20 protein-coding genes and 1 pseudogene are annotated in these 18,149 nt (G+C 67.1%); 12 read left to right on the top strand and 9 right to left on the bottom strand.

Annotated elements, in window-relative coordinates; translation table 11 throughout:
• Positions 1–66: 66 nt before the first annotated feature.
• The 6 genes from nikC to E5F05_RS02665 all read right to left on the bottom strand — a co-directional run bounded on the left by nikC (position 67) and on the right by E5F05_RS02665 (position 5,933).
• Positions 67–945: a nickel transporter permease gene (nikC, locus tag E5F05_RS02690; RefSeq protein ID WP_138223672.1), complete on the bottom strand. Its 879-nt coding sequence runs from the start codon at positions 943–945 to the stop codon at positions 67–69.
• Positions 945–1,889 (bottom strand): ABC transporter permease, encoded by a 945-nt coding sequence (locus E5F05_RS02685; protein ID WP_138223671.1) that lies wholly within the window; start codon positions 1,887–1,889, stop codon positions 945–947. Before E5F05_RS02685 ends, nikC begins: the two co-directional genes overlap by 1 nt.
• Before the next feature lie 46 nt (positions 1,890–1,935).
• Positions 1,936–3,408, bottom strand: coding sequence for an ABC transporter substrate-binding protein (locus E5F05_RS02680; RefSeq protein WP_138223670.1), 1,473 nt, complete (start codon positions 3,406–3,408; stop codon positions 1,936–1,938).
• 18 nt (positions 3,409–3,426) lie between these two features.
• A complete protein-coding gene (locus E5F05_RS02675; RefSeq protein ID WP_138223669.1) occupies positions 3,427–4,128 on the bottom strand; it encodes a FadR/GntR family transcriptional regulator in 702 nt (233 codons plus the stop codon).
• A 613-nt stretch (positions 4,129–4,741) separates the two neighbouring features.
• Positions 4,742–5,233, bottom strand: a complete 492-nt coding sequence (locus E5F05_RS02670; RefSeq protein WP_138223668.1) for a hypothetical protein — start codon at positions 5,231–5,233, stop codon at positions 4,742–4,744.
• Positions 5,234–5,243: 10 nt separating this feature from the next.
• Entirely contained in the window at positions 5,244–5,933 is a 690-nt protein-coding gene (locus tag E5F05_RS02665; protein WP_184117638.1) for an MliC family protein, read from the bottom strand.
• A 429-nt stretch (positions 5,934–6,362) separates the two neighbouring features.
• Between E5F05_RS02665 and E5F05_RS02660 the strand changes: the two genes are divergently transcribed.
• On the top strand, positions 6,363–7,082 hold the full coding sequence (locus tag E5F05_RS02660) for a hypothetical protein (protein WP_138223667.1): 720 nt from the start codon (positions 6,363–6,365) through the stop codon (positions 7,080–7,082).
• Between the two features lie 203 nt (positions 7,083–7,285).
• Here the strand turns inward: E5F05_RS02660 and E5F05_RS02655 are convergent, their stop codons facing one another.
• Positions 7,286–8,170, bottom strand: a complete 885-nt coding sequence (locus E5F05_RS02655) for an intradiol ring-cleavage dioxygenase (protein ID WP_244944452.1) — start codon at positions 8,168–8,170, stop codon at positions 7,286–7,288.
• Positions 8,171–8,349: 179 nt separating this feature from the next.
• On the opposite strand from E5F05_RS02655, the gene E5F05_RS02650 reads away from it, so the two are divergent.
• The gene (locus E5F05_RS02650) at positions 8,350–9,036 is read left to right on the top strand and encodes an alpha/beta hydrolase (RefSeq protein ID WP_138223666.1); all 687 of its coding nucleotides are present in this window, start codon (positions 8,350–8,352) and stop codon (positions 9,034–9,036) included.
• Between the two features lie 391 nt (positions 9,037–9,427).
• Here the strand turns inward: E5F05_RS02650 and E5F05_RS02635 are convergent, their stop codons facing one another.
• On the bottom strand, positions 9,428–10,291 hold the full coding sequence (locus tag E5F05_RS02635) for a DMT family transporter (RefSeq protein ID WP_138223665.1): 864 nt from the start codon (positions 10,289–10,291) through the stop codon (positions 9,428–9,430).
• Positions 10,292–10,406: 115 nt separating this feature from the next.
• On the opposite strand from E5F05_RS02635, the gene E5F05_RS02630 reads away from it, so the two are divergent.
• The 10 genes and pseudogenes from E5F05_RS02630 to E5F05_RS02580 all read left to right on the top strand — a co-directional run.
• Positions 10,407–11,789, top strand: a complete 1,383-nt coding sequence (locus E5F05_RS02630; RefSeq protein ID WP_138223664.1) for an aminotransferase-like domain-containing protein — start codon at positions 10,407–10,409, stop codon at positions 11,787–11,789.
• Positions 11,790–12,031: 242 nt separating this feature from the next.
• Complete coding sequence (locus E5F05_RS02625; RefSeq protein ID WP_138223663.1) at positions 12,032–12,331, top strand: hypothetical protein; 300 nt, start codon at positions 12,032–12,034, stop codon at positions 12,329–12,331.
• Positions 12,324–12,452, top strand: a complete 129-nt coding sequence (locus E5F05_RS02620) for a hypothetical protein (protein WP_212744534.1) — start codon at positions 12,324–12,326, stop codon at positions 12,450–12,452. Before E5F05_RS02625 ends, E5F05_RS02620 begins: the two co-directional genes overlap by 8 nt.
• A 23-nt stretch (positions 12,453–12,475) precedes the next feature.
• A complete protein-coding gene (locus E5F05_RS02615) occupies positions 12,476–12,949 on the top strand; it encodes a VOC family protein (protein ID WP_138223661.1) in 474 nt (157 codons plus the stop codon).
• Between the two features lie 81 nt (positions 12,950–13,030).
• Complete coding sequence (locus E5F05_RS02610) at positions 13,031–13,735, top strand: AraC family transcriptional regulator (RefSeq protein ID WP_138223660.1); 705 nt, start codon at positions 13,031–13,033, stop codon at positions 13,733–13,735.
• 87 nt (positions 13,736–13,822) lie between these two features.
• Complete coding sequence (locus E5F05_RS02605; RefSeq protein ID WP_138223659.1) at positions 13,823–14,383, top strand: dihydrofolate reductase family protein; 561 nt, start codon at positions 13,823–13,825, stop codon at positions 14,381–14,383.
• 33 nt (positions 14,384–14,416) lie between these two features.
• Positions 14,417–14,896: an isocitrate lyase/phosphoenolpyruvate mutase family protein gene (locus E5F05_RS02600; RefSeq protein WP_212744533.1), complete on the top strand. Its 480-nt coding sequence runs from the start codon at positions 14,417–14,419 to the stop codon at positions 14,894–14,896.
• Positions 14,897–15,015: 119 nt separating this feature from the next.
• Complete coding sequence (locus E5F05_RS02595; RefSeq protein WP_171029484.1) at positions 15,016–15,735, top strand: helix-turn-helix domain-containing protein; 720 nt, start codon at positions 15,016–15,018, stop codon at positions 15,733–15,735.
• A gap of 41 nt (positions 15,736–15,776) precedes the next feature.
• Entirely contained in the window at positions 15,777–16,337 is a 561-nt protein-coding gene (locus E5F05_RS02590) for a dihydrofolate reductase family protein (protein ID WP_138223656.1), read from the top strand.
• A gap of 357 nt (positions 16,338–16,694) precedes the next feature.
• Positions 16,695–16,889 (top strand): annotated as a pseudogene (locus tag E5F05_RS02580) (IS3 family transposase); the annotation flags it as partial.
• A gap of 51 nt (positions 16,890–16,940) precedes the next feature.
• On the opposite strand, the gene E5F05_RS02575 reads toward E5F05_RS02580, so the two are convergent.
• The gene (locus tag E5F05_RS02575; RefSeq protein WP_138223655.1) at positions 16,941–18,146 is read right to left on the bottom strand and encodes a M24 family metallopeptidase; all 1,206 of its coding nucleotides are present in this window, start codon (positions 18,144–18,146) and stop codon (positions 16,941–16,943) included.
• Positions 18,147–18,149: the final 3 nt, after the last annotated feature.

Here is an 18,149-nt window from a genome sequence, read left to right as displayed (position 1 = left end):
GCATAGACGGGTTCTCGGTGGGAAGAGTAGCGGGGTACAGTCACGGGTTCCTTCGTTGCAAACGGCTCAGCGGCTGCGGGGGTCGATGGCTTCACGCAGCCCGTCACCGACGAGGTTGAAGGCGAGCACCGTCAGGAAGATCGCCAGGCCGGGGAAGACGCTCATCCAGGGCGCGTCGGCGAGGAACCCACGCGCGGCATTCAGCATCGACCCCCAGGAGGGCGCCGGGGGCTGCACGCCCAGGCCCAGGAAGGACAGGCTGGACTCGGCCAGGACGGCCCCCGCGATCGCCAGCGACGTCTGCACGATCAGGGCGCCGCTGATGTTGGGCAGCAGGTGACGGAACACCAGGCGCGGGTCACTGGCCCCGAGCGCCTGCGCGGCCTGCACGTACTCGCGTTCGCGTTGCGCGAGCACCTCGCCGCGCGTGATGCGGGCGAAGGCGGGCGTCGTGACGATGGCGATGGCGATCATGGTGTTCTGGAGGCTGGGGCCGAGCATCGCCGCGAGCGCGATGGCCAGCACCAGGAACGGCAGGGCCAGCATGGCGTCCACGACGCGCATGATGACTTCATCCACCCAGCCACGCAGGTACCCGGCCATCAACCCCAGCACGGTCCCGGCGACCAGGGCACCCACCACACTCACCAGGGCGGCGCTGAGGGAGACGCGGGCGCCGTACAGCACGCGGCTGAGGATGTCGCGGCCAAGTTCGTCGGTGCCGAACAGATGCTGGGCACTGGGCGGGGAGCGCAGATCGGTGAAGAAGACCTGGGCGGGATCGTAGGGGCTGACCCACGGGGCGAACAGGGCGAGCAGGCCGAACACCAGCAGCAGGACGGCGCCGATCACCGCGAGCCGGTTCTGGAGGAAGCGCCGGACGGGTTTGCCCAGGCGCGGGCGGCGCACGCGGGGCGCGGTGGAAACCAGGGGGGCCTGTTGCATCAGTGGTACCTGATCCGCGGATCGACCGCGGCGTACGTGAGGTCGACCAGGAAGCTCACGAGGAACACGGCCACCGCCGAGACCAGCACGACCCCCTGAATGACGGGGAGGTCGCGCGTGAACACGGCGTCGACCAGCAGGCGCCCGAAGCCGGGCACGCTGAAGATCTGCTCGGTGATGACGGCCCCGCCCAGCAGCCCGCCGAGTTGCAGGCCGAACGCGGTGATGACCGGGACCAGGGCATTGCGCAGGCCGTGCTTGAGGACGACCCGCTGCCGGGTGATGCCCTTGGCGTGGGCGGTGCGGACGTAGTCCTGCGACAGCGTTTCGAGCATGCTGGAACGCAGGTAGCGGGCGAGCACCGCCGCCGAATGCACGCCGAGCGTCACGGCGGGCAGCAGCAGCAGCAGCAGGTTCTTGGCGGGGTCCTGCGTGAACGGCACGTACCCGCTGGCGGGAATCCAGGCGAGGCGGATGCTGAAGATATAGATCAGCAGAATCCCCAGGAAGAAGTTCGGGAGGCTGATGCCCGACAGGGCGAAGAGCGTGAAGGCCCGGTCGGTCCAGGAGTCACGGTGCAGGGCGCTGATCATCCCGGCGGGCAGCGCGATCAAGGCGGCGATCAGCATCGCGAACAGCGCGAGTTCGATGGTGGTGGGCAGCTTGTCGGCGATCAGGCCCAGCACGCTGCTGTTGTCCTTGACGCTGGTGCCGAAGTCGAGCTGGCCGATATTCACCAGCCAGCGGGCGTACTGTTCGGGCACGGGCCGGTCGAGGCCCAGCGAGTGGCGGAGTTCCGTCACGGCCTGGGGCGTGGCTTCCTCCCCCAGGAGCAGGCGGGCCGGGTCCCCCGGGAGGAGCTGCACCATGCCGAACACCAGGACCGTCACGACCAGCAGGGTCGGCAGGGCAGCGAAGAGTCGTCGGATGGCGAACTGAATCACGGGGGCGCTCCTTCGCCATATCCCCGGGCGGACCCCGGGGAAGGCGTTACTTGAGGTCGGCGTCCTTGAAGCGGATGATCCCGTCCGGGATGGGTTTGATGCCGCTCAGGCCCTTGACCATGCCCACCAGGTTGTTCGGGTGGTACACCCACACGTAGGGCACGTCATTCAGAATCTGGCCCAGGGCCACGTTGTAGGTCGCCACGCGGGCGGGCATCGCGGTCTGGGCGCGCGCCTTGTTCAGCAGTTGGTCGACGGTCTTGTTGCTGTACCCGGCCTGGTTGTTCGAGCCGCCCGTCACGAAGAAGTCGTAGATGTTGCCGTCGGGGTCGGGACGCCCGCTCCAGCCCAGGATCAGGGCGTCGAAGTCATGCTTGTCGGCGCGGTCGAGCAGGGTGCCGAATTCCACCTGCTGGATCTTGGCGTTGATGCCCGCCTGCGCGAACATCGCCTGGTACAGTTGCGCGAGCTGCGTGGTGACCGTGCCGGGCGTGGTGAGGATGGTGAAGGTGAGGGGCTTCCCGCCGAGTTTCTGCTTGGCCAGGGCCAGGTTGGCCTGGGGAACCTTGATGTTGGCGCTGTAGGCGGGCGTGCCGGGCGGGAAGGGGCCAGCGGCGGGCTTCACGGTGTTGTAGAACACCACTTTCGCCACGGCGTCGCGGTCGATGGTCGCGGCCACAGCCTGCCGGTTGGCCTTGTTGTTGAAGGGCGGGCGGGTGACGTTGAACCAGATGCCCTGGAAGCCCAGGCCCGGGTAATTCAGCACGTCGAACTTCGGGTTCTGGTCGAGTTTGCTGATGTCCTTGGGGTCGATGGGCGTGATGACCTGGACGGCGCCCGACAGCAGGTTGGCGAGGCGCACGTCCCCTTCCGGGAAGGGGCGGTACACCAGCTTGTCAATCTTCGGCGCGCCGTCCCAGTACGCCTTGTTGGCCTGGAGGGTGATGTTGTCCTGGCGCTTGCGGCTGACGAACTCGAAGGGGCCGCTGCCCACCGGGTTGTTCTGGAAGTCCTGCCCTTCCTTCTGTGCGGCTTTGGGCGAGATGATCATGCCGGAGCGGTCGGCCAGCACGGCCAGCAGCGGTCCGTAAGGCTGCTTGAGGTTGATCTGCACCGTGAGGGGGTCGATGACCTTGACGTCCTTCACGCTGGACAGTTCGTTCTTGCGCGCGCTGCCTTCCAGCGTCAGGTCGCGCTCCAGGCTGTACTTGACGGCGTTGGCGTCCAGGGGCGTGCCGTCGTGGAACTTCACACCGGGGCGGAGGGTGAAGGTGTACGTCAGACCCCCATTGCTGATCTTCCACGATTTCGCCAGCGCGGGGATGACCTTGAGATTCTGGTCGAGGTCGACGAGCTTGTCGAAAATCTGGTTGAGCACCTGACGGTCGACGAACGCGGACGACAGGGCCGGGTCGAGGCGGGGTGGATCGGCATCGAGGCCGACGGTGACGGTTTCGGCTCCGGCAACGCCGAGGGCGAGCAGGGTAAGCAGAGCGAGGGTGCGGGCAGGCTGACGCATAGGGCCTCCTGGCTGGCTTCAGTCCAGCGCGTGGGGTGACTTGAGGTCGGACGACTCGACGACGGCGTTGAGATGCTCGAGCATGGCGCTGCGAGCGGCGGCGGGGTCATTGGTGAGGATGGCCTGGGCGATCCGTTCGTGCTGGGCGAGGGTGATGGCGGGGAAGTGGCCAGACAGGGCGCTGGTCCGCAGGTCGCTGAGGAGGGCGCGCAGCGTGCCCAGAACCTGCAGGGTGACGGTATTGCCCGCGGTCTGGGCCACCAGCTGGTGAAAGGTCAGGTCTTCCCGCGAGAGCCGTTCGCCACGCGCGGCCGCTTCCCGCTGACGTTCGAGCGCGCGCTGAAAGGCCTCAGCATGCTCGGGCCTGGCCCGCTGGGCGGCGAGTGCCGCCACTTCGGGTTCGAGCATGCGGCGGAATTCGAGCAGGTCCAGTGCGGCCTGCTGACTGCCCGCCAGCAGACCCTGGAAGGGGCGGCTGAGGGTGTCACTGTCCGGGGCACGGACATAGGTGCCGTCCCCCTGGCGGATCTCGACGTAACCGAGCAGTTCAAGCTGGCGAAAGGCGTCGCGCAGGCTGGTGCGCGAGATGTTGAAGCGGCTGCTGAGTTCGCGTTCGGCGGGAAGTCGGCTCCCCCTGGCATAGGTGCCGTTGCGGATGAGGGTGAGGAGTTCGCTTGCCACCGTGTCCGAGAGCTTGACCTTGCGGACGGGATTCGACACAGAGCCTCCTTGAAGGCGCTCAGAGGTAGAATGGTCCAACCAATTTTCTTTGGGGCCAGGATACGCATGGCCAACGCCCTTCTTGCAAAGGCGCCTAGACAGGCCAGATCGCGTCCCCTGGCCTGAGAGCGTCGCTCTTGATACGCAGGAAGTGGAGCGAAATCAGGTCGAGTGGCGGTCCTCCAGGAGGTCATCCCATGAAGCGCGGCTAGCTGTACCTCAGAGTGGTGCCGCGATAGGTTGCCGAACCTTTCTGAGCTGACCGGAGTGAGCAACCGTGCTGAGGGCGGCGCGCAGTGGAGTGGCGGCCCAGGACACGCGGCAACGGCTGGAGTGCGCTGCCCTCAGGTGCACAACAGGCTGCTTGACCACGGCCTGCAAAGACAGTGTTGCGAAGCAGAGAATGGAGGTGCTGGAGGTGCTTTTCCTCCAACACTGGAATTCGGACAAACGCCCTGGGGCAAATCACAGAAAGGCCGCCAAAAGGCGGCAACCTTTCTATACGTACTTGTAAAGCTGGGCAGCAGAGCGGGTCGCGCAAAGAGGGCGCCCATGCCGCTTCGTTACTGCTCCGGTGTATTGCCCAGTGCCCTACGCTACGGGTCCCACACGCTCAGGAGCAGTTGCTCACCACCGGCACGGCGTTGCTGGTCAGCACGCGGGTCACCCCGCTGCCGCTGAAGGCCTGCATCTCCAGCTCCGAGTAGCCGATCACGTTTGGCGACACGACGATGCTCTGCTGGCGCAGCGAGCCCGTCCCCACGCTCAGAGGCGCGGTCCCGGCGGCCAGGTTGAAGGTCACCTTCCCGCGTCCGCCCGAGAAGTCGTTCCCCGTGTAGTTGATGCCCTGCCGCGTCCCCGAGTTGACCCCCACCAGGGACACCTTGATGCTTTGCAGGTTGCCGCTGTACAGGAAGTCGAACTCCATCGGCGTGGTCAGGTTGTTGCAGATCAGCGGCCGGTTGAGCTGGTCCACGTATCCGCTGACCAACACGGGATTCGTGACGTACAGGTCGTCCGACGGGGTCGTTCCTCCGCAGGCGGCGAGTGTGCCCAGCAGCAAGGGGGCCAGGAGCGGGCGGGCGGACTGGAGAGAAAGGGGCATGTTATTCCTCCTACTGGGAAAAGGCGACGCAGTTGTTCGCCACGATGATGTAGGGCTGGTTGAGCCCCTGCTGCTGGAGGAAGCCCTGGTTGCCTTTGGTGACCCAGGTGTAGAAGCCGTTGGTATAGCGCACGCCCGAGCCGGACGCGGTCTGGTAGAGGGTGTCGGTGCCGCCCTGCCAGAAAAGCTGCGCGGCATTGGCGCCGAGGTAAGCCACCGCGACCCGCCGTCCGCCGTCGCAGGTGTAGTTCACGGTGTTGACGGTGGGGGGGGCGGGGATCACCGGGCCGAAGCCTGGCCCCGGGATGATGGTGGACGTGCCGCCCCCCGGATTCACCGGGATGATGGTCGAGGAACCGTCGCCACCCGCGAAGCAGCCGGAGAGCACGGTCTGGCCGTTCTGGTTGAGGAAGCCTCCCCCGCCGCCGATGTTCCAACTGGTGACCTGATCGGCGTACTGCACCGTGCCGCCGGGCGGCATCTGGCCGTAGGTCCGGCGCGGGAGGGTATAGATGGCTCCCCCGAAATTGACCCGGGCCACGTCGCGGCTGGGATAGAAGACGTTGAGGGTGACGCCGCCGTTACAGGTGTAGGTGACGCTCGTGCCGGGCGCGGGCACGTTCTGGGCGTGGCCGGGTGATCCCAGCACGGCCATGAGGGTGAGGCTGGTCAGGCCAGTCGTGAGGCGGATAGCGTTCATGGCGTCCTCTCTTCTGGATTGGGGCGGGAGTGGACGGCCCTTCGTCCCTGGTCGGCTGGCCGAACAGCCTGGCGGGAGAGGTGACCGTTGCTGCCGTCTTGCTCCTTTCCGGCGGGTCCTGCGGGGCCGCCCCCCCCAAGTCACGCTTGAGGTCACTGTGCGAAACCGAACGTGACGCGCCCGTGATGCGGCGGAGCCAAAAAGGGGCGGCCACGTCACGCGGCGGCAACCTCCTGGCCGGGGGAACAGCCGCCTTTTCTTCCGGTTCTGGCAACTTCAAGGACTGTGGCAAAAGCGCAATCGGGCCCTCGCCAGCGCCCAGGCCAGGCGCAGTTCACAGGTTCTGAAGAGCTGCTACCCGGCATCTGAACACGCCCGGCGGAGACTGCCTGCCAGGTGAGCGATTCCGCCCACCGAAGGAGTCCAGACATGCGAACGAACCACAACATCCTGACCCCCCTGCTGGCCGCGACCTTCCTGGCCGGAAGTGCCTTCGCCGCCGGGCCCACCACCGCTCAGCGTGCCCTGTCCAGCCCGCCGCCACAGGCCCAGCGCGCGCCGCAGGCGGTGCAGGTGGCCTATTACCGGGGTGACCCGCTGAAGGGCGGCCAGCTTCTGACCACAGCCTCCGTCACGCCTCGGACGGGCGGGCAACTCTTCCAGAATGCGCCCGGCGGCGCGACGTACGCGGTGGTGACCACGCCCTTTGGCCGCCGCGTCGTCAACCTCCAGGCGACTCAGGCCCGGGGTAGGCCTGACGGCGGGGGTCCCGGTGATGCCGGAGGCTCGCGTGGGGGCGGGGTGGCTCAGCCAGGCAGCTCGCCCACGGGGGAGCCCGGGCACAGCCGCGGCCCGGCTGAGCCCGGCGGCGCACAAGGCCCGCGTGACCGCCTGGGCGTCCTCGGCGGCGTGCTCCGGGGGGCCAGCAGCGTGACCTTTTACACCGCCGACCCCTTGCAGGGTGGCCGGGCTGTCCAGACCCTCCAGTTGAGCGTGGGGGCCGGGGACCAGGACGCCGCGCTCACGCAGGCCGCGCGGCAGGCCAGGTTCGCTGTGGTGGAGCGTGGGGGCGAAACCCTCATCGTGGACCTGAACGCGGCGCCCCTTCAGCCGGGTCAACCCGCTTCCCAGGACCCGCAGCGGCGATAAGCCCCGGCCGGAGCAGTGGACGCCTTGATCCGCTGCTCCCGTTCCTCTGGAGGTGCCTTTCCTCCAACACCTCCATTCTCTGCTTCGCAGCTTTGCTGGCAGGACGGTCTGCCCGCTCCAGGCCCACACCGTTGTCGGTGGCCGAGCCGACCCGGCCCGCCGTCGCGGTGCCGTGCCCTGTCACGGTGGGGCGAGGCAGGGGTTCAGCGGGCCAGGCCGACGGTCAGGGTGGCGGTGTAGCCTGCGGACGTGTTGCCCGTCACGCTGGGCATCTGGGTGCTGTATCCGTCACTGAAGATGTTGTCCCGGGCCAGCGAGATGCTGTTCAGGTTGCTGAGGCTGGAGGCGTAGCCGCCGGTGGCGTAGACCTCCCGGCAGGTGGCTTCCGGCAACGCCAGCTGCGAGGTCTGGATCTTGTTGCTGGCCGAGGTGGCCGACGCCAGGGCCGGATAGACCTCGAAGTGGATGTGGGGCCAGCGGCCCGCGTAGCAGCCGGGGACGATGGTCGTGAAGGTGACGGTGCCGTCTGCCCCCGACGCCTGCACGCCGCGCAGGTAATCCTCACCGATGGTGCTGGCACTGTACATCGAGTAATTGCCGTCCCGGGTGCAGTGCCACAGGTACACGGCGTAGCCTGACAGGGGCGCACAACTCGCGCTGACGTTCACCAGTTTCAGGATGAGGGTGAGGGGGATGCCCGGGGCCGTGTTGCCCGTGCCGAGACTGGTCCGCAGGTCGGAACGGACGATGCCCGAGCGGGTCAGGACGTTGAGGGATTGCCCGGAGGCCGCCGACCCGTCTGCGGGGTACGGCCCCGCGGTTTCCGTGGGAATGGCCGCCGGGCATTCGGCCGTTCCGGTCTCCGTTCCGCTGCCGCTGCCCGTGCCTGTCCCCGCGCCGGGAATGGCCGCGGTCCCGCAGCCGACCAGGACACCGATGCCCAGCAGGCCGAGCGCCAGGACACGGCGGCGGTCCACCACCGGGCGCGTCATCATGTTGACGTCGGCGGTGAGGCCGAGGTTGTTGAGGTCGTCGTGGTGGTCGTGGTCGTCGGCAGGGTAGGGCGTGACGGTGCGCGGGTTGCTCATAAAGGCTCCTCCTGAGCCGCGGCGGAGGGGTTCCTGTCGTCTCGACCGCGTCCTGCCCGGGAGAGTAAAAGGACGATGTTCAGAACCTGTTTACGGCCCCGCACCCCGGCTCCAGTCCGCTCCGTGCCTGCGTCGTCGGGCAGGTAAGGCGTCTCACATTCGCTGCCAGGAGAGTGGACATGGACACCCCTACGATCGTTTTGGTGCACGGCTTCTGGGGTGGAGCCGCGCACTGGAGCAAAGTCATCGTTGAGCTGTCTCGGCTCGGCTACGACAAGCTTCATGCGGTTGAGCTCCCACTGACGTCTCTCGCCGACGATGCAGAGCGAACGCGGAAGATGGTGGCCCAGGAAGAGGGTCCGGTTCTGCTGGTCGGTCATTCCTACGGCGGAGCGGTGATCACGGAAGCTGGCAATGAGCCGAACGTCGTCGGTCTGGTCTATGTCGCCGCATTCGCGCCGGATAGCGGGGAGAGCCCGGGGGCGATCACAAAGGAGAATCCGCCTGCTGCGGCCGCCAACCTCGCGCCGGACAGTGATGGCTATCTGTGGATCAAGCCGGACAAGTTCCACGAAAGTTTCTGCCAGGACCTTTCGGAGGACGAGGGGTTGGTCATGGCCGTCACGCAAAAGGCCCCACTCGCATCCACCTTCGAGGACACCGTCAGTACGCCAGCATGGAAGACGAAACCGAGCTGGTACCGGGTTTCGACCGAGGACCGGATGATTCATCCGGATAACGAGCGGCGAATGGCTGAGAGGCTCAATCCCCGGAAAATGGTGACGCTCGATGCGAGTCATGCGTCGCTGGCCTCCCAACCGGTGGCCATTGCCGAATTGATCGATGAGGCGGCCCGAACGGCCTGAAGTTGCCAGGGTTTGGTGGAGGGACAGCTCAGGGTGGGGGGCTTGCTCCTCGAAGGCCACCGGGAAGCGGTAGCCCAACGACGAGTGCCGACGTTGCCGGTTGTAAAAGCCCTCCATCCACTCGAACACCTCACTGCGGGTCTGGGGACGTGTGCCGGGCGCCTGCTGCTCGTCGCGGGTGAGGTGGGTGTAACTGCTGGTCGAGCCCAGAGCGCCGCTGGCATCGACCCCGGCCCAGGTGAGCCGCTCGATCAGCTGCGCGAAGGTGACTTCGTCAAGACCGATTTCATTCATGGGGATCAGGGGAAACGCACTCAGACCAGAAAACATACTTCCTCAAAGGTGATCGGTTCCGGCCTGGGGCGGCGGCCCCTGCTGGCTGGGGTGGGGGTTATTGGGCGTACTTCTTCGCGCCAGCCACGCAGAGCACGCCGCCCAGCGTGGTCACCAGCATCATCCACTGCACCTGCTCATGCAGCAGCAGCGCGGCCAGGCCGAGTCCGATGAACGGCTGCATCAACTGAAGTTGCCCCACTGCCGCGATGCCGCCCTGGGCCAGGCCGCGGTACCAGAACACGAACCCGATCAGCATGCTGAACAGCGACACGTAGGCCAGGCCGAGCCAGGCGGGCCCGCTGACCTGCGCCACCGAGGCGGGCAGACTCAGCAGGGTGCCCAGGAGCATGACGGGCAGGGCGAGCGCCAGGGCCCAGCAGATGACCTGCCAGCCGCCCAGCCTGCGGGACAGGCGCGCGCCTTCGGCATACCCCAGACCGCACAGCACGGTGGCGGCCAGCATCAGCAGGTCCCCCTGAAGTGACGCGGTGATGCCGCCCATGGCGGCGTAACCGGCGACGAAGGTGCTGCCGAGCGCGGAGAACACCCAGAACGCCGGGCGGGGCCGTTCGCCGCCGCGAAGCACCGCGAAGATGGCCGTGCAGAGCGGCAGCAGCCCGAGGAACACAATGGAGTGGGCGGACGTGACGTGCTGAAGTGCGAGGGCGGTCAGGAGCGGAAACCCCACCACGACCCCCAGGGCGGTGACGGCGAGGGCTGGCACGTCCGTGGGGGTCGGCCGGGGCTGCCGGAGCAGCCGCAGCAGGGCCAGGCCTAGCAGCGCGGCGATGGTCGCCCGCGCGCAGGTCAGAAAGAGGGGGTTGAAGTCGGCGACCGCAACGCGTGTGGCGGGCAGCGATCCCGCAAAGATCAAGACGCCGAAACCTCCGTTGAGCCAACCTCTCTTTGTTTTTTCCATCGCGAACTCCTTGCGCGCTTCAGGAAAGCACCGCTGTGGTCGGGTTCACCAGACACGACCCAGTACAATTGGAAAGAACTGTTATGCCCATCAGTCCAGGACAGTGTGACGCGCGATGAAGCGAACCGGCACCCGCATTGGGACCGTCATGGCGGGCGTCCAGGCGAAGATCGCCGCCCGGACCTACCTGCCGGGCACCCGACTGCCCTCCGTCCGCGCGCAGGCGCGGGCAATGGGCTTTTCCGTGTCGACCGTGCTGGAGGCGTATGAGCGGCTGGCGGCCGAGGGGGTCCTCACCGCCCGCCGAGGCTCAGGGTTCTACGTGACCGGGCCGGTCGCGCCTCTGGCGCTGACCGAGATCGCCCCGCAACTGGACCGGGCCATTGATCCCCTCTGGGTGTCCCGGCAGTCCCTGGAAACGGATGCCAGCGTGCTCAAACCTGGGTGCGGGTGGTTGCCGGCCGACTGGCTGTACGAGGCTGGCATGCGCCGCGCCCTGCGGTCCCTGGCGCGCGCCGGGACGCTGGAGCTGACCGAGTACGCCACCCCGCTGGGCCACCCGGAACTGCGGCAGGTGCTGGCCCGGCGGATGGCCGGGGCTGGCATCGACGCGGCCCCAGAACAGGTCCTGCTCACCGAGTCAGGAACGCACGCCATCGACCTGATCTGCCGCTTCCTGCTGGAGCCGGGCGATACCGTGCTGGTGGATGATCCCTGCTACTTCAATTTCCACGCGCTGCTCAAAGCCCACCGCGTGCAGGTCGTAGGCGTGCCGTACACCCCGAACGGACCGGACGTGGACCGCTTCGGGGCGGCGGTGCAGGCCCACACGCCCAGGCTCTACATCACAAATTCAGGTGTGCACAACCCCACCGGCGCGGTGCTGTCGCCGGTCGTGGCGCACCGCCTCCTGGCCCTGGCCGACCGGTCGGACCTCGTGATTGTGGAAGACGACATTTTCGCCGACTTCGAGCTCACCCCGGCGCCCCGGCTGGCGGCCTTCGACGGCCTGTCCCGGGTGATTCAGATCGGCAGTTTCTCCAAGACGGTTTCGGCGTCGCTACGCTGCGGGTACATCGCCGCACGGACCGACTGGATCGAGAGCCTCACTGACCTGAAAATCGCCACCACCTTCGGGGGGGGGCGCCTGGCGGCCGAGCTGGTGCTGCGGGCCTTAACCGACAGCGGGTATCGCCGACACATGGAGAGGTTGCGGCTGCGGCTGTCCGGGGAAATGCACAAGGCCCTGCCCCGCCTTGAAGCACTGGGCATCACCCCGTGGCTGGTGCCTCAGGCTGGCATGTTCCTGTGGTGCCGCCTGCCGGAAGGAACCGATGCCGCCACCGTAGCGCGTACATGCTTGAAAGACGGCGTCGTGATGGCACCAGGTAACGCATTCAGCCAGTCACTGAGCGCGAGTAACTTCCTGCGCTTCAACGTCGCTCAGTCTACGGATGCCCGCGTGTTCGATGTTCTGGCGCGTGCCCTCTCCGCATAGCAAAGAGCAGGAGTGGGTGGCTGGTTTGAGGTTGTCTTCAGTGGTTGCAAAATGAGCACCGTTCCAACCCCACGCGCTTGGTCGTCACGTCCAGTTGGGCTACAGGAGGGGGGAGGGCATGCGACGATTCGGCCAGCGCCGATTACCCTGAACCGCGCCAACGAACTTCGACCGTTGCGCCCATAGGCCAATGTACCGACCGTTCGCAGTCACCCGGAGCCACCGAAAGGACGGCCAAGATCATGCGGAAACTGATCGTTCTGGAACGCATCACCCTGGACGGCATGTTCGATGCCGCCGAGATGGAACAGTGGGATCACCCCTATCGCAGCGACGGGCGGGGCGAGGTGATCGCCAGAGGAGACCAGGACAGCGATGCGTCCCTGCTCAGGCGAAAGACCTGCGAGATGCTCGCGCCGGTCTGGTCCGCCCTCAAGAACAACGAGTTCGGCATCGCGGACAAGCTGAACAGCATGAAAAAATACGTGATCTCCTCAAGCCTCGCTGGTGCGGAGCCTGCTGGCGGCGGATCTGGTGGATGAACCTCAGTTGCTGGTCCATCCGGTGGTCTGGGGGCGTGGAAAGAAAGTCTTCGATGACCAGAACCACGCCGCGTTGGAAAAGGGCGTGGCGCTGCTCCGCTACCAGCCCAAAAAGGGCTGACAGAAGCGGAGAAGGAGGCGTTGATGATCAACCCTAGTACGCAGGCCCAGAAGGTCCTGGGCATCGTTCACACCGCCATTGCCGTGAGCAACTTGCAGCATCAAGTCGAGTTCTGGCAGCAGGTGCTGGGGTTCACGCTGGATGGAACAGCAGAAATCGGCGGCCCGCTGCCAGAGGACGAGACGGGCGTCCCCGGCATCCGCAGCAAGATCGCCATGCTGACCAAAGGTGGCGTGAGCATCGAGTTGTATCAGCCTGTCGCACCTCAGGGCCGCCAGACGTATCGGCCAAGCCCGGCGGATATCGGTTCCTGGCATCTCGCGCTCAAAGTCACCGATCTGGACGAGCTGGTCCGGGTCAGCAGCGAGTGGGGGTGGCAGGTGCGTGGCAAGGTTGCGGTGGTTGAGGAGGGGCCTGGCCCGGTTGGTGCCCGCCTGGTCTACCTGCACAACGCCGACGGCACCATCATCGAACTCGTTCAGATGCCCGAAAGCTGAACAGGCTCGCTGCCAAAACCCGTCTGGGGCGGATGGACGACAGATCGGGCGTAGCATGAACGGGCGCGGGGGAGGGCAGACATGATCGTCGAGCTGTGGGGTCGCGGTTCCGGGTCGCCGCTGGTGGAATCGGTGTGGTCCGCGCGCAGCGAGGGCGGCGGCCACATGACCTCGCTCGCCGTGTGCAGCACGGAACTGGTCTTCACCCGCCAGGGGGGCGAGCTGAGCGTCATGCTGCGCGGCCCGGAAACCTGGGCGACCACCGCCCCCGTGCCCCACGACGCGCAGTTTTTCGGGGTCACGCTGGGGCTGGGGGTGCACCTGCCCGGCCTGCCCCCGACCCGGCTGCGCGACCGGCACGCGCCACTTGCCGCCTCGGGCAGGCACCTCTGGCTGGGCGACCGCGCCCTGCCGCTGCCCGGCCCCGACGACGCCGAGGCTTTCGTGGAACGCCTGGAGCGGCTGGGCCTGCTGCGCCGCGAGCCGCAGGTGCAGGTGCTGCTGCAGGGCGAGCGCCCCGCCGACCCGGCCAGCCTGCGCCGGGCCCAGCGGCGTTTTCTGGAGGCGACCGGCCTGTCGCTGCGCGCCACGCGCACCATCGAGCGCGCGCGGCTGGCGCTGGAACGCCTGCAGGCCGGGCACGCCGTTGCCGACGTGGTCCACGAACTCGGCTACACCGACCAGGCGCACCTGACCCGGCTGCTGCGGCGCCTGATGGGCCGCACGCCCGCCCGCACCCGCGACGTCGACTGGCACCACGCCCCGCTGGGCGGCGTCGCGCGCTGAGGCCCTGTCGTTTCGGTACAAGATCGCCGCCGCCGCTGCCACCTATGCTCCCCCTGTGCCTGCACCCCAGGACGAGGAGTGTGCCCTATGCGAAAACTGACCGCCGGACTGTTCCTGACCCTCGACGGCATCGCCGGATCTCCCAACCTGTGGCAGGAAACCTTCGACGAGGACATGGGCGCCGAACTGACGCGCGCGCTGTCGCGCACCGACACCCTGCTGCTGGGCCGCACGACCTACCAGGAGTGGGCGGCCTACTGGCCCACCGCCACCACCGACCAGGACTACGCCCGCTTCATCAACACCACGCCCAAGTACGTCGCCTCGACCACGCTGGAGCAGGTGGCCTGGGGGCCGTACGACAGCGTGCAGCTCATCCGGGGCGATTTGTCGCAGGCCGTCACGGACCTCAAGCGCCAGCCCGGCCAGGACATCGCGGTGCAGGGCAGCCCGACCCTGGTGAACGCACTGCTGCAACTCGGCCTGCTCGACGAGCTGACGCTGTACGTCCACAACGTGGTCGCCTACCAGGGCCAGCGGCTGTTCGCCGAGGGCAGCCTGCGGCGGCTGGAACTGCTGGACTGCCGGGCCAGCCGCAGCGGGGTCATTATGGCGACCTACCGCCCGCGGCCTGCGCCTGGCGCCTGACGTGAGGCGCGCACCGGCTGTGCCGACCTGCACGTGCCGGGCCAGCCCCTGGTGCTCTTCAACATCTGGGACGTGGGGAGTGCAGCAGCGGTGACCGCCAGTGGCGCGCAGGCCCTGGCCTCTGGGAGCTGGTCGGTGGCACACGCCCTGGGCTTCTCGGATGGCGAGCGGACTCCACTCGACCTCGCCATCGAGAACCTGAAACGCATCGTGGCCGCCACCGACCTGCCCGTGTCGGTGGACCTGGAAAGCGGCTACCAGGACATCGCGCAGACCGTGCAGCGGGCGCTGGAGGACCAGGTCGAGCGTCTGCGCCGGGCGCGCGGGGCAGCGGGTGACCCGGTCTTCATCAACGCCCGGACGGACGTGTTCTTCCAGAAGCCGACGGAGGAGCACGACGCGGCCATGCTGCATGAAACCCTCGAACGGGCACGCGCCTACGCTGACGCGGGGGCGAACGGCCTGTTCGCTCCCGGCCTCAGCCACCTGAGCCTGATCGCCCGGCTGGCCTGACGCTCGCCCTCCCCGTGAACATCATGGTGGCGGACACGACCCCGCCCCTACCTCCTGGCGATGCGGGCGCTGGAAGAGGCCGCATGGGCCGCCCTCCGCTAACTAAGCTTGAGAGCGACGTGAGCCTGATCTACGAAGCGCGCTCCAGCAGCTCGCTGCTGGTGGCCGGGGTCGCGCGCGGCCTGACCACGCAAGGGGGCCGCCTGGTCCGCCCCGCCGAGAACTGCTGGCATATGGTCGTCGTGCGGCAGGGGGGCGAGGCCAGCATGCGTCTGGTCGGGCCGTGGACGGGTGCCGGGGTCGCCAGCTACGGGGAAGGGGCCGAGATTCTCTGGATTCGTTTCCGGCTCGGCACCTTCATGCCCGGCCAGCCCGTCACGGGCCTGCGGGATCAGGAAACCTTGCTGCCCGCTGCCACGGGTCACTCGGTCTGGCTGAACGACGCCGCCTGGCCGCTGCCCGGCATCGACGACGTGGACGCCTTCGTGGAACGGCTGAGGCGCGCTGGCGTGCTGACCCACGATCCCCTGGTTCAGGATCTGCTGCACGAGCCGGGCTCCGGCCTGGCCCCGCGCACCGAGCGCCACCGCCTGCTGCGGGCCACCGGCCTGCCGCTGCGCCACATCCGGCAGGTGGAGCGGGCCCAGCAGGCCGCCGCGCTGCTGGGCCAGGGCGTGCCGATTCCTGAGACGATGTTTCGGCTGGGCTACTTCGACCAGCCGCACCTGACCCGCGCGCTGAGGCGGTGGGTGGGACACACCCCGGGGCAACTGCTCCGGGCAGGCGAGGAGCACTTGCCACTTCGTACAAGACCGCTGGACGCGCCTTCCCTACACTGACCTTCAGTTCGGGCCAGACGGCCCGCACAGGGAGGAACACCATGAGCAGAATCGTGGCGCAGATGGAACTGACCCTGGACGGCTACATGACCGGCCCCAACGGCGAGATGGATTGGTTCAGTCTCGACCCCGACGTCTGGCAGCTGCGGGTTTCGAAGTACGAGAGCATCGGCACGGTGCTGCTGGGGCGCAGGAACTACGAGGGCTTCGCCGGGTTCTGGCCCCTGATGGCCACGAACCCCGCCGCCTCGCCCACCGACGTGACGTTCTCGCGCTGGCTGGACGCGGTACCCAAGGTGGTCTTCTCGCACACGCTGCAAGGGGCCCCCTGGCAGAACTCGCGGCTGGCAGAGGGCGACCTGGCCGGAGAGCTCGCCAAGCTCAAGCAGCAGAACGGAAAAGACGTGCTGATCATGAGCAGCGCCAGCCTGATCCAGCAGGGCCAGCACCTCGGCCTGCTCGACGAGCTGTGGCTGAACGTCCATCCCGTCACGCTCGGCGAAGGGCGACGATTGTTCACGGAACGCATGAACCTGGAGCTGCTGGAGAGCCGAGTCTTCGACTCCGGGCAGGTGTTTCTGCACTACGCGGTGCGTCGCTGAAAGCCTGGAACGTCGGGGACGGCAGGTCGGCCACCCCCACAACCCCCAGTGGGCACGCGCACACGGCGGGCGACCGACAGGCGCTGGCGAAGACCTGCGCGGCGGCCCACGCACTCCTGATCGTGGACGAGGCGTCCGCGCCCTTCACCGCCGCGCCTTCGCTGCCCCGGCACCCGAACGTGGTCCTGGCCTGAAGACGGAGGTGGCAGGTGCATGGCTGTCAAATGAGGCCCCCAAGGCATCCTGGTATCTGGCGATCCTCCGCGTCCACCTCGTGGTGGATGAGGCGTGCAGTTCCCAACCAGGCCACGCGGGCAGACAACGCGAGGGCAACGCCTCACCCAACCTCTTTATACAGATAATGCCGTCGTGGAAAGCTTTTTCGGCTCCCTCAAAAGGGAGCTGTTCGAGGACGCCTGCTTTGAGAGCCGTGCCGCTGCATAGCAGGCCGTCTTCGAATTCATCGAGGTCTTCTACAATCGCCAGCGTCGCCACTCCACTCTCGGGTACTTGACGCCCCTGGAGTTCGAACGCCAAGCTACTGCCGCTTAACTTCAACTACGCACAATCGGGGCAGGCCCAGGTTGCAAGAACCCGCATCCACTAGACTTGAATTGTGAGCGCCTCGATGTCCCTCGGGTAATAACTCAGGCGCTGGCATCCGTCTGCGGTGATCAATACCGTGTCGCTGTGGCGGAAGCCGCCGCAGTCCGGATGATAGAGGCCGGGTTCGACCGACAGCACCATGCCTTCTTCCAGGGATGCCGGATTCCCCCTGTCCAGGAAGGGCCACTCGTGATTTCTTGATCCGAGGCCATGTCCCGTGTGGTGGCGCCAGTAGGGGAGAAGGCCTTCCTTTTCATAGTACGCATGCACCGTCCGGTCGACCTCTGCGGCCGTAATTCCCGGTTTCAACTGCTCGAACGCGATCTCCTGCAGGTTGATCATGTGCTCGAACAACCTCACCTGCTCGGGCTGAGGCTCACCGATGAACATGGTGCGTTCCAGCTCGGAATAGTATCCCCAGACCGGCACAGTGGCACCGGTGACGAGCGTGTCGCCGTCTTCAAAACGCGCGTCGATCGTCGTGGCGTGGGGGAGACTCGAGCGGCGACCGACCTGTCCCCGGTAAGTGGCGAGGACGCCGTCTCCGAAGAAGCCGAGCGCGTTGGCCCGGTGATTGCTGCCGAGCGCGGCGCGCATGGCCCAGGTCGCCTCGTGGCCAGCCCGCTGGCTCACCTCCAGTTCACTGGCCCCAACGCGGGTATACCGCTGCAGCAGCGTATGGCCCAGGTTTGCCCAGCGCATGCTCTCGCGGATTAGGGACACCTCGTAGGCGCTCTTGATGCTCATCAGGTGATCAACCTCAGCAGCGATGCGGCACACCTCCTGGCCCGTGGCCTCGCTCAGCGTTGGCCCCTGATACCCATAGACCAGCGGATAACCGTCCAGGTCGGCGGCCAACCTTCCGCGCAGGCCGCACTCCGCGAGGAAGGCGACCAGGACGAGCATCGGATGCCGGTCTCCCGGATACTCAGCGTAGCTCCTGAACCCGTGCGCCGCGCTCGTGCTGGCCGCGTGCTCACGTTCGAGTTCCGGCACGAACAGCAACACCTCGCCCTCTTGGGTCACAATCGCCGCGATCGGGCGCTCGGTCGGGTAGAACGCGAAGCCGCTGTAATACATCACGCGGTGAGGGTCAAAGAGCACGGCTGCCGAGGCCTGCTGTTCCCGCAGCAGGGCCATGAGAGCCTCAGCGCGTCCCCTGAATTCACTGGGTTCGGGAGCCAGGGTGTCGACCTTGACCATGCG

The sequence above is a fragment of the Deinococcus metallilatus genome, from assembly GCF_004758605.1.
Classification (GTDB): Bacteria; Deinococcota; Deinococci; order Deinococcales; family Deinococcaceae; genus Deinococcus; species Deinococcus metallilatus.
The sequence above is the reverse complement of the archived record's forward strand: the minus strand, read 5'-3'. Positions and strand labels throughout refer to the sequence as shown.

What these genes read in the sequence shown, in the direction of transcription:
- nikC (WP_138223672.1), bottom strand. Translation starts at nt 945, where the DNA reads ATGCAACAGGCCCCCCTGGTTTCCACCGCGCCCCGCGTGCGCCGCCCG.
- E5F05_RS02680 (WP_138223670.1), bottom strand. Translation starts at nt 3,408, where the DNA reads ATGCGTCAGCCTGCCCGCACCCTCGCTCTGCTTACCCTGCTCGCCCTC.
- E5F05_RS02670 (WP_138223668.1), bottom strand. Translation starts at nt 5,233, where the DNA reads ATGCCCCTTTCTCTCCAGTCCGCCCGCCCGCTCCTGGCCCCCTTGCTG.
- E5F05_RS02665 (WP_184117638.1), bottom strand. Translation starts at nt 5,933, where the DNA reads ATGAACGCTATCCGCCTCACGACTGGCCTGACCAGCCTCACCCTCATG.
- E5F05_RS02660 (WP_138223667.1), top strand. Translation starts at nt 6,363, where the DNA reads ATGCGAACGAACCACAACATCCTGACCCCCCTGCTGGCCGCGACCTTC.
- E5F05_RS02655 (WP_244944452.1), bottom strand. Translation starts at nt 8,170, where the DNA reads ATGAGCAACCCGCGCACCGTCACGCCCTACCCTGCCGACGACCACGAC.
- E5F05_RS02650 (WP_138223666.1), top strand. Translation starts at nt 8,350, where the DNA reads ATGGACACCCCTACGATCGTTTTGGTGCACGGCTTCTGGGGTGGAGCC.
- E5F05_RS02635 (WP_138223665.1), bottom strand. Translation starts at nt 10,291, where the DNA reads ATGGAAAAAACAAAGAGAGGTTGGCTCAACGGAGGTTTCGGCGTCTTG.
- E5F05_RS02630 (WP_138223664.1), top strand. Translation starts at nt 10,407, where the DNA reads ATGAAGCGAACCGGCACCCGCATTGGGACCGTCATGGCGGGCGTCCAG.
- E5F05_RS02625 (WP_138223663.1), top strand. Translation starts at nt 12,032, where the DNA reads ATGCGGAAACTGATCGTTCTGGAACGCATCACCCTGGACGGCATGTTC.
- E5F05_RS02615 (WP_138223661.1), top strand. Translation starts at nt 12,476, where the DNA reads ATGATCAACCCTAGTACGCAGGCCCAGAAGGTCCTGGGCATCGTTCAC.
- E5F05_RS02610 (WP_138223660.1), top strand. Translation starts at nt 13,031, where the DNA reads ATGATCGTCGAGCTGTGGGGTCGCGGTTCCGGGTCGCCGCTGGTGGAA.
- E5F05_RS02605 (WP_138223659.1), top strand. Translation starts at nt 13,823, where the DNA reads ATGCGAAAACTGACCGCCGGACTGTTCCTGACCCTCGACGGCATCGCC.
- E5F05_RS02590 (WP_138223656.1), top strand. Translation starts at nt 15,777, where the DNA reads ATGAGCAGAATCGTGGCGCAGATGGAACTGACCCTGGACGGCTACATG.
- E5F05_RS02575 (WP_138223655.1), bottom strand. Translation starts at nt 18,146, where the DNA reads ATGGTCAAGGTCGACACCCTGGCTCCCGAACCCAGTGAATTCAGGGGA.